General features: G+C 69.7%; 21 protein-coding genes. 14 read left to right on the top strand and 7 right to left on the bottom strand.

Annotated features, from left to right (window positions below):
* Positions 1-5 precede the first annotated feature (5 nt).
* The 3 genes from JYK02_RS28920 to JYK02_RS28910 all read left to right on the top strand — a co-directional run bounded on the left by JYK02_RS28920 (position 6) and on the right by JYK02_RS28910 (position 1,507).
* Positions 6-479 (top strand): MarR family winged helix-turn-helix transcriptional regulator, encoded by a 474-nt coding sequence (locus tag JYK02_RS28920; RefSeq protein WP_207055872.1) that lies wholly within the window; start codon positions 6-8, stop codon positions 477-479.
* Positions 469-1,065 carry a VOC family protein gene (locus JYK02_RS28915; protein ID WP_207055870.1) on the top strand — a complete coding sequence of 199 codons (597 nt, stop codon included), beginning with the start codon at positions 469-471 and terminating at the stop codon, positions 1,063-1,065. The genes JYK02_RS28920 and JYK02_RS28915 overlap by 11 nt, the downstream gene beginning before the upstream one ends.
* Before the next feature lie 70 nt (positions 1,066-1,135).
* Positions 1,136-1,507: a DUF3060 domain-containing protein gene (locus tag JYK02_RS28910; RefSeq protein WP_207055868.1), complete on the top strand. Its 372-nt coding sequence runs from the start codon at positions 1,136-1,138 to the stop codon at positions 1,505-1,507.
* 75 nt (positions 1,508-1,582) lie between these two features.
* Here the strand turns inward: JYK02_RS28910 and JYK02_RS28905 are convergent, their stop codons facing one another.
* The 4 genes from JYK02_RS28905 to JYK02_RS28890 all read right to left on the bottom strand — a co-directional run bounded on the left by JYK02_RS28905 (position 1,583) and on the right by JYK02_RS28890 (position 4,879).
* On the bottom strand, positions 1,583-2,491 hold the full coding sequence (locus JYK02_RS28905; protein WP_207055866.1) for an ester cyclase: 909 nt from the start codon (positions 2,489-2,491) through the stop codon (positions 1,583-1,585).
* A gap of 36 nt (positions 2,492-2,527) precedes the next feature.
* Entirely contained in the window at positions 2,528-3,436 is a 909-nt protein-coding gene (locus JYK02_RS28900; protein WP_207055864.1) for an ester cyclase, read from the bottom strand.
* 33 nt (positions 3,437-3,469) lie between these two features.
* Positions 3,470-3,775 (bottom strand): tautomerase family protein, encoded by a 306-nt coding sequence (locus tag JYK02_RS28895; protein ID WP_207055862.1) that lies wholly within the window; start codon positions 3,773-3,775, stop codon positions 3,470-3,472.
* Between the two features lie 69 nt (positions 3,776-3,844).
* Positions 3,845-4,879: an alpha/beta hydrolase gene (locus JYK02_RS28890; RefSeq protein ID WP_207055860.1), complete on the bottom strand. Its 1,035-nt coding sequence runs from the start codon at positions 4,877-4,879 to the stop codon at positions 3,845-3,847.
* A 225-nt stretch (positions 4,880-5,104) separates the two neighbouring features.
* On the opposite strand from JYK02_RS28890, the gene JYK02_RS28885 reads away from it, so the two are divergent.
* From JYK02_RS28885 to JYK02_RS28865, 5 genes are all read left to right on the top strand, one after another.
* Entirely contained in the window at positions 5,105-5,554 is a 450-nt protein-coding gene (locus tag JYK02_RS28885; protein ID WP_207055858.1) for an ester cyclase, read from the top strand.
* Positions 5,555-5,586: 32 nt separating this feature from the next.
* Positions 5,587-6,015, top strand: a complete 429-nt coding sequence (locus JYK02_RS28880; protein WP_207055857.1) for an ester cyclase — start codon at positions 5,587-5,589, stop codon at positions 6,013-6,015.
* Positions 6,016-6,064: 49 nt separating this feature from the next.
* Positions 6,065-6,502, top strand: a complete 438-nt coding sequence (locus JYK02_RS28875; RefSeq protein ID WP_207055856.1) for an ester cyclase — start codon at positions 6,065-6,067, stop codon at positions 6,500-6,502.
* Positions 6,503-6,570: 68 nt separating this feature from the next.
* On the top strand, positions 6,571-7,014 hold the full coding sequence (locus JYK02_RS28870) for a nuclear transport factor 2 family protein (protein WP_207055855.1): 444 nt from the start codon (positions 6,571-6,573) through the stop codon (positions 7,012-7,014).
* Positions 7,015-7,016: 2 nt separating this feature from the next.
* On the top strand, positions 7,017-7,427 hold the full coding sequence (locus JYK02_RS28865) for a nuclear transport factor 2 family protein (protein ID WP_207055854.1): 411 nt from the start codon (positions 7,017-7,019) through the stop codon (positions 7,425-7,427).
* A gap of 54 nt (positions 7,428-7,481) precedes the next feature.
* Here JYK02_RS28865 and JYK02_RS28860 read toward each other — a convergent pair whose 3' ends face one another.
* Entirely contained in the window at positions 7,482-7,928 is a 447-nt protein-coding gene (locus JYK02_RS28860; protein WP_207055853.1) for a hypothetical protein, read from the bottom strand.
* Positions 7,929-8,021: 93 nt separating this feature from the next.
* Between JYK02_RS28860 and JYK02_RS28855 the strand changes: the two genes are divergently transcribed.
* Genes JYK02_RS28855 through JYK02_RS28845 form a run of 3 tightly spaced genes read left to right on the top strand, consistent with a single transcriptional unit; the run spans position 8,022 to position 10,331 of the window.
* Positions 8,022-8,420 carry a nuclear transport factor 2 family protein gene (locus tag JYK02_RS28855; RefSeq protein ID WP_207055852.1) on the top strand — a complete coding sequence of 133 codons (399 nt, stop codon included), beginning with the start codon at positions 8,022-8,024 and terminating at the stop codon, positions 8,418-8,420.
* Between the two features lie 7 nt (positions 8,421-8,427).
* Positions 8,428-9,927, top strand: a complete 1,500-nt coding sequence (locus JYK02_RS28850) for a GMC family oxidoreductase (protein WP_207055851.1) — start codon at positions 8,428-8,430, stop codon at positions 9,925-9,927.
* Complete coding sequence (locus JYK02_RS28845; RefSeq protein ID WP_207055850.1) at positions 9,924-10,331, top strand: VOC family protein; 408 nt, start codon at positions 9,924-9,926, stop codon at positions 10,329-10,331. Before JYK02_RS28850 ends, JYK02_RS28845 begins: the two co-directional genes overlap by 4 nt.
* Before the next feature lie 56 nt (positions 10,332-10,387).
* Here JYK02_RS28845 and JYK02_RS28840 read toward each other — a convergent pair whose 3' ends face one another.
* Both JYK02_RS28840 and JYK02_RS28835 read right to left on the bottom strand, forming a co-directional pair.
* Positions 10,388-14,116 (bottom strand): serine/threonine-protein kinase PknK, encoded by a 3,729-nt coding sequence (locus tag JYK02_RS28840; RefSeq protein ID WP_207055848.1) that lies wholly within the window; start codon positions 14,114-14,116, stop codon positions 10,388-10,390.
* A gap of 170 nt (positions 14,117-14,286) precedes the next feature.
* Positions 14,287-14,727: an ester cyclase gene (locus JYK02_RS28835; protein ID WP_207055846.1), complete on the bottom strand. Its 441-nt coding sequence runs from the start codon at positions 14,725-14,727 to the stop codon at positions 14,287-14,289.
* A gap of 169 nt (positions 14,728-14,896) precedes the next feature.
* On the opposite strand from JYK02_RS28835, the gene JYK02_RS28830 reads away from it, so the two are divergent.
* From JYK02_RS28830 to JYK02_RS28820, 3 genes are read left to right on the top strand one after another with little or no spacing between them, the layout of a single operon-like run.
* Positions 14,897-16,345 carry a GMC family oxidoreductase gene (locus JYK02_RS28830; protein WP_207055845.1) on the top strand — a complete coding sequence of 483 codons (1,449 nt, stop codon included), beginning with the start codon at positions 14,897-14,899 and terminating at the stop codon, positions 16,343-16,345.
* Positions 16,346-16,384: 39 nt separating this feature from the next.
* Positions 16,385-18,325 (top strand): AGE family epimerase/isomerase, encoded by a 1,941-nt coding sequence (locus JYK02_RS28825; RefSeq protein WP_207055844.1) that lies wholly within the window; start codon positions 16,385-16,387, stop codon positions 18,323-18,325.
* The gene (locus JYK02_RS28820) at positions 18,322-19,845 is read left to right on the top strand and encodes a DJ-1/PfpI family protein (RefSeq protein ID WP_207055843.1); all 1,524 of its coding nucleotides are present in this window, start codon (positions 18,322-18,324) and stop codon (positions 19,843-19,845) included. Before JYK02_RS28825 ends, JYK02_RS28820 begins: the two co-directional genes overlap by 4 nt.
* The last annotated feature ends 4 nt before the right edge of the window (positions 19,846-19,849 follow it).

The following is a 19,849-nucleotide window of genomic DNA, read 5'->3' as shown; positions in this document are numbered from 1 at the left end:
TGTCAATGCCTCCCCTTACCCAGAAAGCAGAGACCTTCAGCACGCTGGTGCTGGAGGTGTTCCAGTTGAACGGCCTGCTGCTCCAGGCCGGAGATCGGCTGAGCGCTCCGGCGGGATTGACGAGCGCCCGCTGGCAGGTGCTGGGCGTCATCGACCATGGCCCCGCCACGGTGGCGGCGGTGGCGCGCACGATGGGGCTTGCGCGGCAGAGCGTGCAGCAGACGGCGGATGCGCTCGCGAGCGATGGGTTCGTGGAGTACGTCGAGAACCCGAATCACCAGCGCGCGAAGTGCGTCTCGCTCACCGCCGCCGGACGCCGCGCCTTGCGCAAGGTCGAGCAGGCGCATGCCGCGTGGGCGGACCGGCTGGGCTCGAGCCTCCCTCCGAAGCTCCTGGCCGCGGCGGTCGAGGGCGTCCGCGAAGCCCGGCTGCGTCTTGAGCAGGACCTGGCCGAGGAGGGCCACTCCCATGAAGGGTGACACCTCCATCCCCGCGCTCCCCTGCGTGGAGCTCGCGCCGACGCTCGAGTTCTACGCGCTGCTCGGGTTCGAGGTGACGTACCGGCAGCAGGCGCCGAACCCCTACGCGGCGACACGCCGGGGTGGCGCCCAGCTCCACTTCTTCGGCCTGAAGGGCCTGGATCCGGCGAAGGCCTTCAGCACCTGTCTGATCATCGTGGACGAGGTGGAGGAGCTGCACGCGCGCTTCCTGGACGCGCTGCGGAAGGCCTATGGCCGGACTCCCGTCCGGGGGCTTCCACGCATGACTCGCATGCGGAAGGGACAGACGCGCTTCACCCTCACCGACCCTTCCGGCAACTCGCTCATGTTCATCCGCCGTGACGAGCCCTCCGGCTATGGCGATGACGAGAACACGCCGGCCACCGTCCTGGGCAAGGCGCTCAAGGCGGCCCGGCGCCTGCGCGACTTCAAGGGCGATGACGCCGCCGCCGCGAAGGTCCTGGATGCGGCGCTGAAGAAGCCGGACGCGGGGACGGCGAAGGAGCGGGAGCAGGCGCTCGCGGAGCACGCGGAGCTGGCCGTGGCGCTGGGGGAGATTCCTTGAATCTTTCGTCACCCGGTACGTAGATGGCGTCGTGCGGGGGCAGGCTCGCACCTCTTCACAGGGGACACGGATGAACAAGAAGCTTGGAGCAGCAGTGTTCATGATGGTGGCATGTGCCTTCGGCCCGATGACGGCCGTCGCCCAGGACGACGCGGAGGGCGCGGGCGACATCGACATCACCGGCTCTGGCGAGACCTCGACCCACGAGTGCACGCCGGAGACCAAGGTGGAGGTCACCGGCGCGTCCAACACCGTGACGCTGACCGGCGAGTGCAAGAGCGTCTCCGTGACCGGCACCGGCAACAAGGTGAAGGTGGAGGCCACCCGTGCCATCGAGGTCACGGGCAGCTCCAACTCCGTCACCTGGAAGCGCGGTCACGGCAAGTCCAAGCCGAAGATCAGCCGCACCGGCATGGACAACAAGGTCACGCAGGAGAAGTAGCCGCCGGGCCTCTTTCAGAAGCCCAGCAAGCCCACCGGGTTGCTGGGCTTCTGGCTGCGCCATCCGGTGCAACGGCTACGACGGGCCGGGAACCGCGCCGATCTGCATGAGCAGGCCCGCCATGTCCACGTCGTACCAGCTCTCCGCGATCCTCCCGTCCTCGAACCTCACGATGGCCATCTCCGTGAAGCTGACGGGCTTGTTCGTGGCCTTGATGATGCCGGCCGGAGTCACCAGGTCGCCGGTGTGCGTCCCGGTCTCGCGCAACCTGCCGAACACGCGGTCCCCTTCCGCGACCAGTTGCTCGATTTCGATGTGAAGGTCCGGGATGGCCTTCAGGAACATGCCGGCGAGCTGCTTCACCCCGCTGGGCCCCGGGGGCAGGTTCGGCGCGGTGGGGCTCGTGGCGCCGGGCGTGAAGAGCACGTCGGCCATGTCGAGCCACTTCTGGTTCCACAGCTCCATGATCATCCGGCGGAAGACGGGCTTGTTCTGCTCCGGCGTTCCCCCGTTGGGCGGGACCGGCCTCGCGAGGAGGTCGATGTCCCCCGGCCCCACCTCGGCGGGCAGCGGCTGCGCCGAGGGCGCGCTGAGCTGGGCCACCAGCCCGAGCAGATCCAGGTTGATCCATCCCTCGGTGACCTGGCCGCCGCGCACGCGGAACAGGCGCGTCCCCGTCCAGCGCACGCGCCTCCCGGTCGGGGCCATCCCCATGAACGTCCCCCGATGGGTGCCGTGGATGACGCCACGGCCCACGACGAGGTCGCCCTCGCAGAAGACGTCCTCGAAGGTGAAGTGGATGTCGGGGAAGGCCGTCAGGAACTGCCGGTAGGCGTCCTTCAGCCCGGGGATGCCCGGCTGCTGCCCGGGGATGGGATCGTGGTCGATGAACGCCGGATCGACCAGTGTGTCAAACGCGTCGAAGTTGCCCCGGTTGACCTCTTCCACATACCGGATGACGAGCTGCTTGTATTCAGTGGTCATGACTGTCCTTGAGTCAGAAGTGGGTGCGCAACCGCGCTACGGCTTCGGAACCGCGGCGGTCGCCTGCTGCATCAGGCTCAGCGTGTCCGAGCACCGCCAGCGCTCCGTCAGCCGGCCCTCCGAGACGCGGAAGATGTCGATGCCTCCCCACAGCAGCCTCCTGCCGGAAGCAGGCGCGCCAAACAGCGGCGCCCCCGTGTGCGTCCCGGAGAAGGTGCCGCGGACGAGCACGCGATCTCCTTCCGCCACCATCCGCTCCGCGTCGAGGGTGAAGCGGAGGTCCGGCAGGGATGCCCGGCACTGCGAGTCCGCCCTGAGCGCCTCTTCGAGCGGGAGGCTGCTGCGGCCCGGGGCGTGTTCGACGTAGCGGTCCGTGTCACACGCCTCACGGATCGCCTCGAGGTCCCAATCCCCGGTGGCCTGGAGGACGCGGCGCACGACCGCCTTGTTCTCCGCGACCGACGAGGGGGCCGGCCCGGGCCGGGTCGGCGCCGCCAGACCCGGGGCGGGTGGCGCGCTGGACGCCGGCCCCGGCACACCGCCGATGCGCTGCATGAGGCCGAGCATGTCCAGCTCGCCCCAGCCCTCGCTGATCCTCCCATCCTGGATCCGGTCGAGGCCCAGCGAGACGCAGGTGACCCGACGGCCGCTCGGCGCGACCCCGTAGAACGGGCCCAGGTGGGTTCCCGTCCAGAGAAGCCGGACACCGACGAGGTCTCCTTCGCAAAGCTCGTCCAGCACCCGCATCTGGCCGTCCGGGAAGCCCCGGCGCCACTCCCGCACCAGGTCCTTGACGCCCTGGCGGCCGGAGGGAATGGCCTGCCCTCCCGCGCCGTGGACCACGAAGTCCGTGGCGATCAGCTCGTCCGCGACGTCGACGTTGCCCTGGCACCAGCCTTCGTCCAGCCAGCGGCGCAAGAGGGCCTTGTTCTGCTCATTTCCCATGAGGATCCGTCCTTTCCCAAGCGGGGCCGTGCGCTACGAATCCGAGGGCTCGTTGTCGTTGGCCGCGCTCATCTGGGCGATGGCGGCCTTCATGACGTCGCTCGAGTCCTTGTAGATCCGCGCGTACTCCTCCCCCGTCAGGAAGGGCAGGTCCGGCATCGGCACGCCGGCGATGCCCCACTGCCCCTGCGGCACCTCCTCGATGAGGCAGTACGTGAAGGGACGGACCACGTCTCCGAGGACGCTGACGAAGGTGTCCGTCATCCGGGAGACCAGCTCCTTCTTCTGCTCCGGGGTCGCGACCACGTCCTTGATGAAGCGGATGGAGATGATTGGCATTTCACGACATCCTTTGCGTGAGGGATTGTTGAGGCAGTGAATGGACCCTTCGTCTGGCGGCTGTGATGGCTACGGACGGCCCAGGTGCTGGTCCAACCACCGGATGGCGTGCGCGGTGGCCTCGTCCACGTAGGGCTGCTGGTCGTAGAGCTGGACGTGGTTCTGGGTGTCGATCCAGACCAGCTCCCGGGGCCCCACCGCGGCCTCGAAGACCTGCTGGGCGTACTCGGGCAGCATCGTCCCGTCCCGGGTGCCGTGGATGACCATGAGCGGCGTGGGGGCCACCAGCGGGGCCTGGGCGACCGCGTTGTAGGAGAAGAGCGACAGGATGGAGCCCACCGTCATCAAGTTCGCCCAGGTGGGCGCGTCCGCCTGGCTCCGCGTGTAGAAGCCGTGGGCCTCCGCGTTGGGCATCACCGCGAGCGGCACCTCCTTGGACAGCCCTGGCGCCACGGCGGGGACGTAGCGCACGTCTCCGTTCACGTACTGCTGCTGGAGGATGTCGTTGATGCTCCGGCAGAACGCGGCGGCCCCGTCCACGCCCATGAACTTCTGGAGCATGCCGCCGGTGTTGTAGGCGCCACCAATGGCAATCACGGCCTTGAGCCGCTTGTCGCGCGCGCCCAGCGAGACGGCATGGCCACCGCCCATGCACACGCCGAGCGCCGCGACGCGCGCGGGGTCGACGTCGTCGCGCGTGAGCAGGTAGCTGACGGCGCTCGCGTAGTCGTCCACCACGCGGTTGGAGTCATGGTGGAAGCGGGGTGTGCCCTCGCTCTCGCCGAAGCCCCGGGGATCGAAGGTCAGCACCGTGTAGCCCGCGTCCGCCAGCCGTTCGGCGTAGTGAGGCACGACCAGCTCCTTGACGCTGCCAATGGGGCCACAGAGGACGATGCCGGGCGTGCGCTCCGTGCTGGCCGCGCCACGAGGACGGTAGAGGTGCCCGGCCAGCGAGGCGCCCCTCCCCTGGAACCGGACGGGAACCCGGCGGCTGGCATCGGCGCGCAGGAACGCGCCGGGCACGGGCGCTTCGGCCTCCGGCTCCGCGGCTGTGAGGGATGGGCGGATGCGGACATGCGCGGGACGTGAAGAGGCGAGGGTCATGGGGCTCCTGGATGGGGGATGGCTTGCGACGAGATACGGACCCCGGGAGCCACGGATGTGACGCGGTCCCCGCGAAGGTCGGGGCGCGCCTCGTCCGGAGAGCAGGCAGGCGCGGCCCGGACCGTCACGCTTCGGCCCCCGCTGTCTCCAATGGCTCACGCACGAAACGCGTCGGCGGTTCGTCGGTGAACCGCCGGAATCATCCCTTCAACCTGGAGAGACTGCATGTCCGTGGAGCAGAACAAGGAGTTCATCCGCCGCTACTTCGACGAGGTCTGGAACAAGGGGAACCTGGACAAGGAAGCGGAGTTCATCGGCAAGGACGCGGTGGTCCACGCGCCCCCCATCCCCGGGCTGCCTCCGGGGATCGCGGGGCCGCTGGCGGTGGTGGGCATGTTCCGGGCCGCCATGCCCGACCTCCACGTCTCCCACGACGTGCTGTTCGGCGAGGGGGACAAGATGGCGCACCACTGGGTCGCGCGAGGCACCCACCGGGGGGCTCCGCTGTTCGGCGCGCCCCCGTCGGGCAAGGAGCTCCAGCTCAACGGCATCAACGTCTTCCGCATCGTCGGCGGAAAGATCGTCGAGCGCTGGGGCTCCATCGACACGCTGGGCGTGGCGCAGCAGATGGGGCTCGCGCCCGATCCGCGGCGGAGCGGCCCCGGTTCCCGCTGACCCCTCACCCTCACATCCCAGGACAACGAACCATGTCGATTGAAGACAACAAGGCCGTCTACCGTCGCTTCGTGGAGGAGGTCATCAACCAGGGCAACCTGGATCCCATCCCGGACCTCTTCGCGCCCGACTACGTCGATCACAGCCTTCCCCCCGGCGCCCCTCCCGGGCTGGCCGCCGTGCGGATGATTCCCTCGCTGTTCCGCGGTGCCTTCCCCGACGTCCACTTCACCATCGAGCACCTGGTGGGCGAAGGGGACTTCGTCACGTCACACGTCACCGGCCGGGGCACCCATCAGGGTGTGTTCATGGGCGTTCCGCCCAGCGGCAAGCAGGCCGTCTGGGCGTCGCTCGGCGTGTTCCGCGTCGCCAACGGGAAGATCCAGGAGCACTGGGGCGTGCCGGATCTGCTGGGCCTGCTCCAGCAGATCGGCGGTGCGCCCTCGCCGGGCGCGCACTAGCAGCGACCCCGTGTTTCAAACCCATACACCCATCCAGAGGAGTGGACACATGATGACGAAGAAGGAACAGAACCTGGGGCTTCGGGCGCACAGCGAGTGGCTGGAGCAGGGCAACGCCGCGGCGGTGGATGAGCTCTTCAGCGAGGACGCGGTCATCCACAGCCGCCACGTCCCGCCGGAGCTGCGGCAGGGCCGGGAGGGCATCAAGGCCTACGGCGCCTCGCTGCACCAGGCCTTCCCCGACATGCGCTTCGAGAACGAGGTCGTCGCCGACGACGAGAACGGCGAGTTCGTGGCCATCATCTACAAGCTCCGGGGCACGAACACCGGGTCCTTCATGGGGATGCCGGCGACGGGCAAGCGCATGGAGATGGGCGGCGCGGACGTCTTCCGCATCGTCGACGGGAAGATCCGCGAGCTGTACCTGGAGCAGGACCTGGTCGGGCTGATGCAGCAGCTGGGCGTGATTCCGGCGCGGCCGGGCTGAGCCGGGCGGCAGGCGTTCCCAGCAGCCCATTGGAACCCCAGACACGCTGTTGTCCAGAAAGGACAGACATGACACACCCCAACGTTGCATTGGTCCAGAAGATGTATGACTGCTTCAACCGCGGTGACATGGAGACGCTCAAGCGGGAGGTCTTCTCCGAGGAGCTGGAGTGGCGGTTGCCGGGCCACCACCCGCTCGCGGGCACCAAGTCCGGCGCGGACGAGGTCATCGCCTTCTTCGCGCAGCTGGTGAAGTCCAACATCAAGGTCGACCTCATCAAGATCGACGTCTTCGGTGAGGACTTCGTCGTCGAGGTCCATCGCGGCTACGGGCAGGCGGGCACGGCCCGGCTCGACGCGAGGAACTGCACCCACTACCACGTCGTGGACGGCCGCATCCGGGACGTCCAGGTCTACCTCAGCGACCAGCACGCGGCGGACCAGTTCTTCAACCAGTCCCACCAGCTCGCGCCCATCCCCCAGCGGCTCGCCAGCCAGGCCCAAGGAGAATGACCTTGCCCACAGTCACACCCGAGCAGGTCGCGAACGCCTACGCGGCCTTGATGAGCGGAGACCGGAATCAAATCGAGCAGTACTGGGCCGAAGACATGCGCTGGTATGTGCCCGGCCACAACCTGCTGTCAGGCTGGAAGGAGGGCCTGGACGGGTTCCTCGGGTTCATGCGCCAGGTGGGTGAGCTGTCCGGGAACAGCTTCCACATGGAGAACCTCTGCACCACCACCAGCGATGAGTACTCGGCGGACGTGACGCGCAACCGCGGGCAGCGCGCGGGCAATCCCGCCAAGCAGCTGGACATCACCGCCGTCCACGTCCTGCGGTGGCGTGACGGAAAGGTCACGGAAGGCCGCGGGGCCATCATGGGTGATGGCACCGCCCAGTACGACCAGTTCTGGTCGCCGGTGTAATGGATTGAAGGGGCGGCACCGGGCGTGAGCACTGCTCACGCCCGGTGCTGTCCGTTACAGGCGCGCGAAGCCCGGCGCGTACATGAAGGGCTCGACCGTCGCGTCGTAGTAGACGATCTCCAGCCCGTGGACGTTCCGGATGGAGCGGCGCAGCAGCCAGCCCTGGGTGGCGTTCAGGGACACGCGCTTGCTCTTCGCGGCGGGCGGCTCGAACCAGCTGGCCTGCCATCCCACGACGATCTTCACCTCGGCCTCGTCGTCGCGGACGGTGGCCTCGAGGCTCTGGATGTTGTGGTTCTCGTCGAAGAAGAGATGGGTGACCCGCTCGTACCAGGTCTTGAAGCTGTCGAAATCCCGGATGTCTCCATCCGGGAACAGCATGCGCAGGTCGTCCTCAGCCACGAGGCTGAAGCACTCCTCCACGGGCACATGCTGGTCCAGGGCCTGGTACCACGCGGAAGCGAATCGCCGGATCTGCTCGAGGGTGATGGGAGTCTTCATGCGGGACTAGAGCGCGCCCCTCCCGGTTGTGATTGCGCCGTCACAGCGGACTCCACCCCGCTCTATCTCCTCCCGAAAGCAGAAGGAGGAACCATGAGCGTCCGTAGCGTGATCGACCGGTATTACGAGTGTGTCAATGCGGGAGACTGGGAGGGCTGGCTCGGGCTCTTCGATGAGCACCTCGTCATGGACGAGCAGCTGGCCGGGCATCTGGAAGGCCTCACCGCGCTGCGGGGGGCCGTCTCCGGTATCCAGCAGGTGTACTCACGCTTCCAGAACACCCCCCGGTACTTCGTCATCGACGGTGCCCAGGCCTGCGTGGTGTCTCACATCTCCGCGACCAGCGCCGGCGGCAAGCCCATTGAAGCGGAGGTCGCCAACTACTTCCTCATCCAGGACGGGAAGATCGCCTACATGGCGAACTTCCACGACAGCGTGCCCTTCGCCCCCATCCTCGAACCGCAGCCGCGCCAGGCCCGCGAGAGCGAGTGAGGACACCATGACTGTCCATGACTTCATCGTGGTCGGAGGCGGCTCGGCGGGAGCGGTCATCGCCAGCCGGCTGAGTGAGGATCTCGGGTGCCGGGTGCTGCTCCTGGAGGCGGGCGGCGACCAGATACCGGAGGAGGTCACGCGCCCCTCGGCGTGGCCCCTGATGCTCGGCTCGTCCATTGACTGGGGATACACCAGCGTGCCCCAGGCGGCGCTTGGCGGCCGGGTCACCCAGGAGCCTCGCGGAAAGCTGATGGGCGGCAGTTCCAACCTGTACATCATGATGCATGTCCGCGGGCACCCGTCTGACTATGACGGCTGGGCCCGTCAGGGATGTCACGGCTGGGCCTACTCGGATGTATTGCCCTACTTCCAGAAGCTGGAGCGCCAGCTTCCGGTGACGAACGCCAAGGACCACGGACCGAACCCGACCTCCCAGGCGTTCCTGGAGGCCTGCCAGGAGCTGGGCTTTCCTTCGACCGGGGACTTCAACGGCCCGACGATGGAGGGGGCCGGGTGGCATCACCTCAACATCCGGGACGGCAAGCGCCACAGCGTCAACGCGGCCTACCTGCTCCCGGCCCTGGCGCGGCCCAACCTCACGCTCGTGACGGAGGCCCACGCCACCCGGCTGATCTTCGAGGGCGAGCGCTGCGTGGGCGTCGAGTATCACCGCCAGGGCGGGCTCGAGCGCGCCTACGCCACGCGGGAGGTGGTCGTCTCGTGTGGAGCCATCGAGTCGCCCAAGCTGCTCATGCTGTCGGGCATCGGTCAGCCCGAGCAGCTCGCACGGTTCGGCATCCCCGTGCGGGCGGCCCTCCCCGGCGTCGGCGAGAACTTCCACAACCACGTCCTCTCCGGCGTCATCCGCGAGTGCGCCCCCCGCGTCCCCGCGCCACGGCTCAACCTGTCCGAGTGCGCCCTCTTCTGGAAATCCCATCCGGACCAGGTGGGGCCCGACCTGCAGCTCGCCTTCGTCCACGTGCCATTCAATGGCACCGTCGGCCTGCGGTATCCGAACGCCATCAGCATCCTGCCCGGGGTGGTGCGGCCGCTGGCGCGCGGCTGGGTGCGGCTGGCCAGCGGCGACCCGTTGGACAGGCCGCTCGTCCATCCCAACTACCTGGGGAACGAAGCGGACAGGAAGCGGCTGATGCAGGGCGTGGAGATGGCCCGGGAGCTCTTCGCGACGCGCGCGTTCTCCGGCTGGGTGCGCGACGAACGGATGCCCGGACCGAAGGTCAAGACCCGCGCCCAGCTCCAGGCCTTCCTCCAGGAGAGCGCGGACTCGTATCACCACCAGGCCGGCTCCTGCCGGATGGGGCTCGATGCGATGGCCGTCGTGGATCCGAAGCTGCGCGTGTTTGGCGTGGAGGGCCTGCGCGTCGCGGACGCCAGCGTGATGCCGTCCGTCCCCTCGGGGAACTGTCACGCGGGCATCGTCATGATCGCCGAGCGCTGCGCCGACCTGCTCAAGGCCGAGCACCTGGAGGGCCTCCGTCCATGACCCGACCCGAGTTCCTGCACCTCGCCCTGGCCTGCGCGGATCCGCTGCGCATCGAGCAGTTCTACACGAAGCACTTCGGCTTCCAGCGGGTCCGCGTCGTGTCGCTGGGGAACGAGCAGATCGTGTTCCTCAGGTCCGGCAGCCTCTCCCTGGAGCTCTTCCAGGCGCGGCAGCCCGCACCGGTGATTGCGCCGGACGCGGACGGGCCCTGGTATCCCGGCTGGCGGCACATCGCGTTCAACGTCGACGACGTGGACGCGAAGCTGGCGGAGCTGGGCGCCGATGCGCGCGTGACGCTCAAGCCCATGGACTTCGATGACTTCATCGAAGGCTGGCGGTCCGCGTGGATAGCCGACCCGGAGGGCAACATCATCGAGATCAGCCAGGGGTACGAGGACGAATGAGTTCGTGGGCGCCGCGCTGGAGCTGGCCACCGGCGCGGTGCCCCCACGGTCGCCCCTCACCTCCCTGCTTGCGCCATCACCGACTCGACCCGCGCCAGGTCATCGCGCGCTTCAAGCCGGGTGAAGAGGTCCATCGCGCGCGCCAGGTACTCCCGCCGGACCGGCTCCTCGGCGGGCCCATGGCGCCCCAGCTCGAACCAGGCGCGCCCTTCCTCGTAGGGCATCGACAGGGCCTGGGCACGCCTCACGCAGCGCCGCCAGGCCCGGCGCGCGCGGCGCGGGTGCCCGGAGAGCGCGGCCTCCAGCCCGTCGCAGAGCAGGGCGAACGGCCTGCCGATGACGAAGGCCCGGGCGAACCGCCTCAGGGCCTTGCAGGCCTCATGCGCCGAGCGCACCAGCGGCTCTTCCTTCGAGAGCGCCTCCCCGCCACGCTGCGCCCACACGCTCAGGTACACCTCGCACACGCACGTAGCGCCCGCGAAGATCCAGTACGCCACGGGCGTCATCTCCCGCAGCAGCACCAGCCCACGGTCCGCCAGCTCCAGCGCCCGCGCCTCTTCGTGCTGCCGCAGCAGCGCGAGGGCGAGCGAGCCCTGGACGACGACCTTCTCCGATGCCCCGCCGTGGGCCTCGAGCCAGGGCAGCTCCTCCTCCATCTCGCGCACGGCCTCGCTGGCCCGGCCCATGCGCACCAGGGGCACGCCCCGGACGCCGGGCCCCCAGTGCAGGGTCTGGGCGGAGCCCCGCCTCCGCGCGGAGTCCTCCAGCTCGTAGGAGAGCTCGATGCTCCGCCGGAACTGCCCGCGGTACGCCCAGGGCACGAGCAGCACGATGCGGCTCTCCTCCGCGCGCCGGAAGTCCCGGGCGGCATCGGAGAGCCGCCGGGCCCGTTCCCCCCACGTCTCCACCGCCTGCCATTGGGCGTACCCGATGCTGCAGACCGAGCGGCGCACCAGCGCGTAGGCGATGTCGGTCGAGGCCCCCAGGTGCTCGACGGTCTCCATGCCGCGCGCGTGCCACTTCTCGACCAGCGGGCGCAAGGAGGGATGGCTGCCCAGCACCGTGGCCATGGTGATGTGGCCAAGGGCCAGGTCCAGTGAAGGCCCGGTGGGCTTCAGCACGTTGAGCAGGCGGAAGGCCGTCCACAGCAGCCGGGGGACGTCCTGGGCGAAGCAGAAGATGTCGCTCAACATCCACAGCAACTGCCCCTCCTCGATGCGCTGCTGCCGGCGCTCGGCGGACCTCACCCGGAAGGCCCAGGGCGCCACGGACTGGAGCAGCATGCACAGCACCTGCCGCGCGACGCCCAGCTTCGAGCCCTTCAGCAGCCGCATCACGGGACAGCCGAGGTGGTCCAGCGCCCGCTCCAGGTAGGAGCGGCAGCTCTGCATCTGCCCCATGAGGTAATGGGCCTCCGCCAGACGGCCCTCCAGGTGGATGACCCACCGGGCCCCGTCCGGCCGGGCCTTGGCGAAGGCCAGGGCCCGCTCGAAATACGGAATGGCCTCGCAGCAGGCGTAGACGGACATGGCGTGCTCGCCGGCCCGCTCGGAGTAGCGCGCCTCGCGAGCCACGTCGCCGGCCTCGCCCCAGTGGTGGGCGAGCGCCGCCATCCACCCCGCCTCGTCCGGGTGCACCGACTCGATGGCCCTCGCCGCCTCGCGGTGCAGGGCCCCCGCGTCCTCGGGGGGAAGGCTGTCCAGCAGCCCCTCTCGCAGCTTGTCGTGGACGAAGCGCCAGCGGTTCCCCATCACCTCCAGCACCGCCGCGTCCGCGCACTCGACGAGCCAGCCCGCCACGTCCAGCGCGGGCCAGGCCTCCCGCAGCAGCTCCTCGTGGATGTCCCGGCCGAGGATGGCCGCCAGCCGCAGCGGCCCGCGCGCCCTGGGGGGCACCATGCCCAGCCGCCGCTCGACGATGGAGCGCATGCCTCCGACGAAGGCCGCGGCCGGCAGGGGCACGTGGCCAATGTAGTCCAACCGCCCGCACTCCTCCGCCAGCGAGCGGATGACCTCGATGAGGAAGAAGGGGTTGCCCTCCGTCTCACGCTCCAGCAGCGAGAGCACGCGCGGCGCGCGCCCGGGCGAGCCCATCATCGACTCGCTGAGCTGGGCGATCTCCGCGGAGGACAGCCGGGGCAGCGTCAGCACCGGGAGCCCCGGCAGCTCCTCCGGCAGCCTGGGACGCTCATCATCCCGGTAGCTGACCAGGAGCAGCAGCCGCGTCCCCGAGGCCTGCCTCGCGAGCCGGTTCAACAGCGCCAGCGTCGAATGGTCCGCCCACTGGAGGTCCTCCAGGAGGACCACCGTGGTCTGGGGCAGCCGCTTGAAGATGTCCTCCACCGCGAGGAGGAGGCGCTGGTCGGCCGCCTCCGTGGCCAGGGGCTCGGCGTCCGCCACGGGGCGGCGCAGCACCTGCGCGATGTCCGGCACGAGGGGCTTGAAGACCGACGCCTCCCAGTCTCCCAGCTCGGTGAGACAGGTCAGCGCGCGCAGCACTTCGTGCCACGCGTGGTAGGGCAGCCCCCCCGCGCGGACGGCCTGCCCGCGCAGCACGGGGATGCCTCGCGCCATCGCCCGGACGCGGAACTCGTCCAGCAGGCGCGACTTGCCCACGCCGCTCTCGCCCGCCACCAGCCACGCCCCGCCCCGCTCTTCCCGCTCGGCGTCCTCCAGGGCGGCGCCGAGCAGCCCCAGCTCACGCTCGCGGCCGATGAAGCGGGCCGCCTGCAGAAAGCTCTCGCGGGTGGCCACCGTCTCCACGGGCAGGCTCTGTCCCGTGGCCGCGCACAGCGCGCCGATGGCCAGGTCCGCGCTCTGGAACCGGTTGTGGGGCAGCGGGTCGAGCAGCTTGAGGAGGAGCTGGGCCAGCCCCGGCTCCAGCTCCTGGGGCATGTCGTAGACCCGGCACGCGGAAGGGTCGCGCATCCCGACCATCATCCCGTCGACGATCCAGGCGAGGTCGGGCTCGAGGCTGTCGGTCCCGCTGTCCCCGTCCAGGCTGTCCGGCGCGTCCAGCCACGCGAGGGGTGAGCGCTCCTCGCGGAGGGGCCGCGGGGAGCATGACACCCGCGGATGCCTGCCCACGAAGAGCTCGTAGGCGAGGACGCCCACCGCGTAGAGGTCCGACAGCTCCGAGGGGGCCTCTCCCCGGAGCACCTCCGGAGCGAGGTAGCCCGGCGTCCCGGAGCTCATCGCGCGCACCCGCTGCTCCCGGCCCACCGCCAGGCCGAAGTCGAGCAGCTTCACCTTCCCGTCCAGCACCAGGATGTTCGCCGGCTTGAGGTCGCGGTGGATGATGCCGTGCCGGTGCAGGTAGTGGAGCGCCTGGAGCATCTGCACCAGCATGTCCACCTGCACGGACCGGGGCTGCCCGCGTCCCGCCTGCGTGAAGGTCCGCGCCTCGTTGAGCAGCTCGAGCACGAGGTAGGGCTGCGACCCGTCGAAGCCGTAGTCCATCACGCTGATGATGTTCGGGTGGCGCAGCGAGGCGAGGACCTCGAACTCATGCGCCAGGACGAGCATGGCCCGGTAGCGATGCTTCGACGGAAGCTCGCAGGCGGGGCCATCCCCGCCTGCATGGGCATGGCGGCTCGAGCGCAGCCGCTTCAAGGCCACCAGCCCGCCGAGCCTGTCCCTCGCCAGGTACACCGTCCCGAAGCCGCCGCTCCCCAGGCGCCGGAGGAGCTGATAGCGATTGCCTATCTCCCTGGGGGAGGAGTCGCCGGAGGGCCAGGTCCCGAGGAGCGGCTCCCATGGCCGCCGCAATGGCGATTGTCCGAGCATTTGAAGTCCCCTTTCTCACCATGACCATTGAGCGGGTGTGAGCCCAATGCGTACGAAGCCCACTCGGGACCTGCTCGGAGAGACACCCGGAGTGGAGGGGAACGGCAGCCCGCTGCGCGCTCGCGGGGATTTCCTCCGCCGGCCTGGTAGCGCAGGCGCCGCGGACGGCCTCACGCCGCGCGCAGCGGAAGCTCCGCGTCGGAGCAGGAGTCCGCGTCGAGGTCGTGCATCCAGAGCTCGGCCACCCGGTCCTCCTCGAACACGAAGACGTACAGGCCCCGGGGGACCGGCCCCGGGGGCAAGCCCTCGGCACGCCAGCGCACCGCCACCTTGTTGCCCTGGATGGCGCGCCGCTCCATGGCGACCTGGATGCCGGGCGCGCTCCCTCGCAGCCTGCGCACCCACCGCCGCAGGCCCTCCCGCCCGGCGCCCGACTCCGGCCGCGCGGGGCCGCGCAGGGTGATGCCGGGCGTCGTCAGCGCGTCGATGAGCTCCAGCCGGCCCTGGCCCAGAACCTCGTCGAAGTAGCTGTAGACCGTGTCCACCATCCGCGCCCTCGTGGACCGCGCCCTCCGGGAGGACTCGACGTTCGCGGGGTTCTCATTGAGCATGGGCTGACGCCTTTCGTGTGTCTGTCTTTGGGGAACGCCTGTCATTGACGCGGCAGGTGCGCCGCTGGACAGGCCTCATGGAAGAGCCGCCAGGTGCCCGGTGTGATGCGGCGTCACGGCATGAGCGCCCGCGCTCCATGTCAGTCCTGACACTGCGAGGGACAAGACATTGAACGCCTATGACTTCATCGTGGTGGGAGCCGGCACGGCGGGCCGGGTCATCGCCCACCGGCTGACGGAGACCCCCGAGGTCCGCGTGCTGCTCCTGGAGATGGAGGACGACCGGACGGCCCGGGCCTACCGCACCGAGCCCCAGATGGCGCTCGAGGGCCGGCGGCTCCACGCGTCGCGCGGCACCGCTTGCGCCCGGGTCCACGTCCGCGGCCATCCGTCGGACTTCGATGCCTGGGCGCACCAGGGATGCCCGGGCTGGGCCTGGCGGAGCGTGCGGCCCTACTTCCAGAGGATGGAAGCCGAGGCTGTGACGAGCGCGCCGCGCGATGCGGCGAGCCCCGCCTCCGGCGCCTTCATCGAAGCCTGCCAGGAATTGGGCCATCCCCTCGTTGGGGACTTCAACGGGCCCCGGATGGAGGGCGCCGGCTGGCACCACCTCCACCTCCAGCCGGACCGGCGTCACGGCGTCGACGTCGCGACCCTGCTGCTGGCGCGGGCGCGGCCCCACCTCACGCTCGTGACGGGCGCCCAGGCCACCCGGCTGCTCTTCGAGGGCTCGGATTGCATGGGCGTGGAGTTCCACCACCAGGGCCGGCGCGAGAGCGCGTACGCGGTCGAGGAGGTGGTGCTCTGCGCCGGGGCCCTGGAGTCACCCAGGCTGCTCCTGCTCTCGGGCATCGGACAGCCCGAGCGGCTCGAGCGGCTTGGCGTCCCCATGCACTCCGCCCTCCCCGGGGTGGGCGAGAACCTCCACGACCATGTCGTCACGAGCGTCGTCCGGGAGCGCACCGGGCCCACGCCCGTCCCGTCCCCGCCGGGCCCCTGCGAGAGCGCCCTCTTCTGCCACTCCACTCCCGGCTGGCTCGGGCCCGACCTGCGGCTGGCGTTCCTCCACGGACCGCCCGACACGCCCCCCGGCCAGAAGGCTCCCCATGCCGTGAGCATCCTGCCGGGCGTGGTGCGGCCGCTGTCGCGCGGCTGGGTGCGCCTGGCGAGCCGTGACCCGCTCGCCAGGCCGTTCCTCCATCCCAACTACCTGGCCGTCGAGGCGGACCTCACGCGCCTGATGCAGGGCGTGGAGCTGGCCCGGCAGCTCTTCGCCACCCGGGCGTTCCGCGGTCAGGTGGGCAGCGAGCTGCGGCCGGGCCCGGAGGTGGGATGCCGGGCCCAATTGAGGACCTTCGTCCAGCGCGCCGCCGAACCGGGCCAGCAGTTCGCGGGCTCCTGCCGGATGGGGCTCGACGCCATGGCGGTCGTGGACCCGGAGCTGCGCGTCTTCGGCATCGGCGGACTGCGCGTGGCGGACGCCAGCGTGATGCCGTCGCTGCCCTCCGGTGACAGCCACGCCGCCGTCGTGATGATCGCGGAGAAGTGCGCAGACCTGCTCCAGGCCGCGCACGGCCTCCGCGCCCGCGACGTCACAGCGCGCAATGCCTGTCTCTAAAGACAGCCACAGCGCAGCACCTCCCTCTCACGAGCGCGCATGAACAACCTCTGTCAGACCCTCACCCTCCAGGGAACCGTCACGGCGTCGCGGCCCGAGCAGCTCCAGTGCGACCTGCTGCTGCGAAGCGGCGACACCGTGACGCTCCACTTCGGGGCCGAGACGACGTTCTCGGTCCTCACCAACATCGACGGCACGTCGCATGACCGGGTGCCCGACGTCCCCGGACAGGAGGGCAGCGAGCTGGTCCGCAAGGTCGCCCGCTACCTGCGGCCCCAGGACACCGTCTTCGTCCGGGCCATCCGGTTCGAGCACGCCGGGGTGGTGCGCTACGACGCGCGCGCCGTCACCCGCATGCACTCCGAGCCGCGGCGCTTCCTCTTCGAGGAGCCGCACTGGTGGATGAACCAGACGCGGCAGATGGCCAATGCGTGGCTCGATGACCTCTTCGGTGACTCGCGCGTCTACAGCGAGGACGACTTCTCCACGCGCTACCGCACCCACCTCGACTTCTACGGCGGCGCCACGGACGACAACCTCCAGGCCATGCCCACCCTGGCCCGGCTCATCTACGGCCTGTCGACGGCGTACCTGATGACGGGCGACCACCGCTACCGGCTGGCGGCCGCCGCGGGCATCCAGTTCCAGCGGTCTTCCTTTCGCATCCTCAGTCCGGATGGGCAGTCCTGCCTCTGGGCCTATGGCCGGCGCAAGGGCGTCAATGGCACCGTCACCCTCGTCGCCTCGGAGAACAGCGATGACTCCGGCGCCATCGCCCTCTACGAGCAGATCTACGGCCTGGCCGGGCTTGCCCAGTACTACCGCATCACCGGCGACCCCGAGGTGCTGGAGGACCTGCGCCGCACCGTCAGGACGTTCAACACGCTCTTCCTCGACAGCAAGGACGCCAACGCCGCGTTCCCCGGCCTCGACGGCTACTTCGCCCACCTCGACCCGGTCACCCTGCGGCCGGACTCGGCGGCGCTCGGGCGGCTCCAGTCACGCAAGAATTGGAACTCGGTGGGGGACCACATCCCCGCCTACCTCATCAACCTCATCCTCGCCCTGGATCCGCTGCCGCAGGGCGCGGACCCGGACGTCGCGAGCTTCCTCGACACCTGCCGGCGGATGCTCGACCGGACGACGCGGCTCATCCTGGAGAAGTTCCCGGACCCCGACTCGCTGTATGTGAATGAGCGCTTCCTCGCGGACTGGACGCCCGACCACCAGTGGGGATGGCAGCAGGACCGCGCCGTCGTGGGCCACAACTACAAGATTGCCTGGAACCTCACGCGCGTCGCCTACGACCAGCTCGCCCGCGGACGGCAGGAGGAGGCGCGGCGTTCGCTCCAGCTCGCGGAGCGGCTGGCCAGGGCGATGGTCTCCCACGGCTCCGACCTCGTGCGGGGCGGCTGCTTCGACGCCGTGGAGCGGCACCCCACCAACGGCCAGCCCCTGGAGTTCCCCTGGGGCAGCGTGAAGGACTTCTGGCAGCAGGAGCAGGCCATCCTCGCCAACCTCATCCTCCATGGCCAGACGGGGGACCCGGAGTACCTGGACCAGGCGCGCGCCATGTCCGCGTTCTGGAACATGTTCTTCCTGGACCGGGACAACCAGAACGTCTTCTTCCGCGTCAACGAGGACGGCCTCCCCATCCTCAACGGCGCGTTCGCCAACAAGGGGCAGTACGCCGTCGCGGGCTACCACTCCTTCGAGCTGAACTACCTGGCCCACGTCTACACGTGCGCCTACGTCTCGCCGGGCGCCAGCTTCTGTCTGTATTTCCATCCGTCCGCCGACAGCGGCTTCCGCTCCATCAACGTGCTGCCGGACTTCGTGAAGCCCGGCTCCATCGAGATCGCGAGCGTCACCATCAACGGCCGCCATCGGGCCAACTTCGACCCCCACCGGTTCCAGCTCCCCCTGGAGCCCTCGGACCTGGGGTCGGACGTCATCGTCCAGTTCCGGAGGAAGTCATGAGCGCCCCGTCCCTGAAGGGAAAGAAGATCGCCGTCCTCGTCGAAAGCCAGTTCATCGCGGAGGAGATCGCGCAGTACAGGGACCGGTTCGGGGAGGAGGGGGCGGAGGTCCACTTCCTCGCGAACCTCAATGGCAGCCCCTTCCTGAACCTCGTGAGCGAGGTCGAGGAGGTGGGCGGCACGCCCAAGCTGCTGACCGTCACGCGCGACATCCGCAAGGCCGCGCCGGAGGACTACGCGGCCGTGCTCGTGGCGGCCAACTATCCCAGCGTGCGGCTGCGCCACTTCGTCCCGCCCGACGGGCCCGATGGCAGGCCGCTGCCCATCCGCCCGGAGATGGTCCGCACCTCTCCCGCCGTGCAGTTCTTCAGCCGCGCCATGCGCAACCCGGACATCGTCAAGGGCGTGCTGTGCCACGCCCTCTGGCTCTTGACGCCCACGCCGGAGCTGCTCGCGGGGCGCAAGGTCATCTGCCACGAGGTCGTCCTGGCCGACGTGCTCAACGCGGGCGGCGTCTACACCCCGGATCCATCCGGCGTGGTGGTGGACGGCGACCTGGTGACGGGGCGCTCGTTCATGAACGTCTCCGCGTTCATCCAGCGCATCCAGCAGCGGCTCGTGGAGCGGCGCGTGCCCCAGGTGCCGGCGGTGGCTCCCGAGCCCGTGAAGGGCGCTCCGCGCAGCATCCTCGTGGTCCTCTCCAGCCACGGCTACTGGGGCGAGGAGCTGGTGGGTCCGCTGGAGGTCTTCGAGCGCCAGGGCTACCGCATCGAGTTCGCCACGCCGGACGGACGCAGGCCCGTGGCCCTGCCTCCGAGCATGGATGCGAGCTACGTCGACCCGCCCCTGGGGCGCCCGGTGACGAGCCCCCAGATGGCCCTCAAGGTGGGCCTGCTGGACGCCACCGGCCCCGGGCGCGGCGAGCGCTCCCGGCTGCTCGATGCGCCGATGAACCTCTCGAGGCTGCTGCCCGAGCGGCCCTACTTCAGCCATCCCATGATGGTGCGTGCGCTGGAGGCCTACTACCGCGAGCGCGAGGACGCCCTCCGCGCCTTCGAGCGGTTCGACGCGCTGCTGCTGGTGGGCGGCAGCGGCCCCATCGTCGACCTGGCCAACAACCAGCGCGTGCACGACCTCATCCTCGGCTTCCTGAAGCAGGGCAAGCCCATCGCCGCCGAGTGCTACGCCGTGACCTGCCTCGCGTTCGCGCGCGAGCTGGAGGACCGGCGGAGCATCCTGAGCGGCAAGCACGTGACCGGCCACTGCCTGGAGTACGACTACAAGGACGGCACCGGCTTCGTGGGCACCGACTTCAACATGGGCCCGCCGCCGTACCCGCTCGAGTACATCCTCCGCGACGCGACCGCGCCGGGGGGCCAGTACCACGGCAACTTCGGCCAGGAGCGGTCGGTCATCGTGGACTTCCCGTTCGTCACGGGCCGCTCCACCCCGGACTCCACGCTGACGGGCGAGAAGCTGGTGGAGGTCCTGGAGCACGGCCTGCGCCGCTGGGGGTGGTGATGCA

This window comes from Corallococcus macrosporus, assembly GCF_017302985.1.
GTDB classification, from domain to species: domain Bacteria; phylum Myxococcota; class Myxococcia; order Myxococcales; family Myxococcaceae; genus Corallococcus; species Corallococcus macrosporus_A.
The sequence above is the reverse complement of the archived record's forward strand: the minus strand, read 5'-3'. Positions and strand labels throughout refer to the sequence as shown.

What these genes read in the sequence shown, in the direction of transcription:
- JYK02_RS28920 (WP_207055872.1), top strand. Translation starts at nt 6, where the DNA reads ATGCCTCCCCTTACCCAGAAAGCAGAGACCTTCAGCACGCTGGTGCTG.
- JYK02_RS28915 (WP_207055870.1), top strand. Translation starts at nt 469, where the DNA reads ATGAAGGGTGACACCTCCATCCCCGCGCTCCCCTGCGTGGAGCTCGCG.
- JYK02_RS28910 (WP_207055868.1), top strand. Translation starts at nt 1,136, where the DNA reads ATGAACAAGAAGCTTGGAGCAGCAGTGTTCATGATGGTGGCATGTGCC.
- JYK02_RS28905 (WP_207055866.1), bottom strand. Translation starts at nt 2,491, where the DNA reads ATGACCACTGAATACAAGCAGCTCGTCATCCGGTATGTGGAAGAGGTC.
- JYK02_RS28900 (WP_207055864.1), bottom strand. Translation starts at nt 3,436, where the DNA reads ATGGGAAATGAGCAGAACAAGGCCCTCTTGCGCCGCTGGCTGGACGAA.
- JYK02_RS28895 (WP_207055862.1), bottom strand. Translation starts at nt 3,775, where the DNA reads ATGCCAATCATCTCCATCCGCTTCATCAAGGACGTGGTCGCGACCCCG.
- JYK02_RS28890 (WP_207055860.1), bottom strand. Translation starts at nt 4,879, where the DNA reads ATGACCCTCGCCTCTTCACGTCCCGCGCATGTCCGCATCCGCCCATCC.
- JYK02_RS28885 (WP_207055858.1), top strand. Translation starts at nt 5,105, where the DNA reads ATGTCCGTGGAGCAGAACAAGGAGTTCATCCGCCGCTACTTCGACGAG.
- JYK02_RS28880 (WP_207055857.1), top strand. Translation starts at nt 5,587, where the DNA reads ATGTCGATTGAAGACAACAAGGCCGTCTACCGTCGCTTCGTGGAGGAG.
- JYK02_RS28875 (WP_207055856.1), top strand. Translation starts at nt 6,065, where the DNA reads ATGATGACGAAGAAGGAACAGAACCTGGGGCTTCGGGCGCACAGCGAG.
- JYK02_RS28870 (WP_207055855.1), top strand. Translation starts at nt 6,571, where the DNA reads ATGACACACCCCAACGTTGCATTGGTCCAGAAGATGTATGACTGCTTC.
- JYK02_RS28860 (WP_207055853.1), bottom strand. Translation starts at nt 7,928, where the DNA reads ATGAAGACTCCCATCACCCTCGAGCAGATCCGGCGATTCGCTTCCGCG.
- JYK02_RS28855 (WP_207055852.1), top strand. Translation starts at nt 8,022, where the DNA reads ATGAGCGTCCGTAGCGTGATCGACCGGTATTACGAGTGTGTCAATGCG.
- JYK02_RS28850 (WP_207055851.1), top strand. Translation starts at nt 8,428, where the DNA reads ATGACTGTCCATGACTTCATCGTGGTCGGAGGCGGCTCGGCGGGAGCG.
- JYK02_RS28845 (WP_207055850.1), top strand. Translation starts at nt 9,924, where the DNA reads ATGACCCGACCCGAGTTCCTGCACCTCGCCCTGGCCTGCGCGGATCCG.
- JYK02_RS28840 (WP_207055848.1), bottom strand. Translation starts at nt 14,116, where the DNA reads ATGCTCGGACAATCGCCATTGCGGCGGCCATGGGAGCCGCTCCTCGGG.
- JYK02_RS28835 (WP_207055846.1), bottom strand. Translation starts at nt 14,727, where the DNA reads ATGCTCAATGAGAACCCCGCGAACGTCGAGTCCTCCCGGAGGGCGCGG.
- JYK02_RS28825 (WP_207055844.1), top strand. Translation starts at nt 16,385, where the DNA reads ATGAACAACCTCTGTCAGACCCTCACCCTCCAGGGAACCGTCACGGCG.
- JYK02_RS28820 (WP_207055843.1), top strand. Translation starts at nt 18,322, where the DNA reads ATGAGCGCCCCGTCCCTGAAGGGAAAGAAGATCGCCGTCCTCGTCGAA.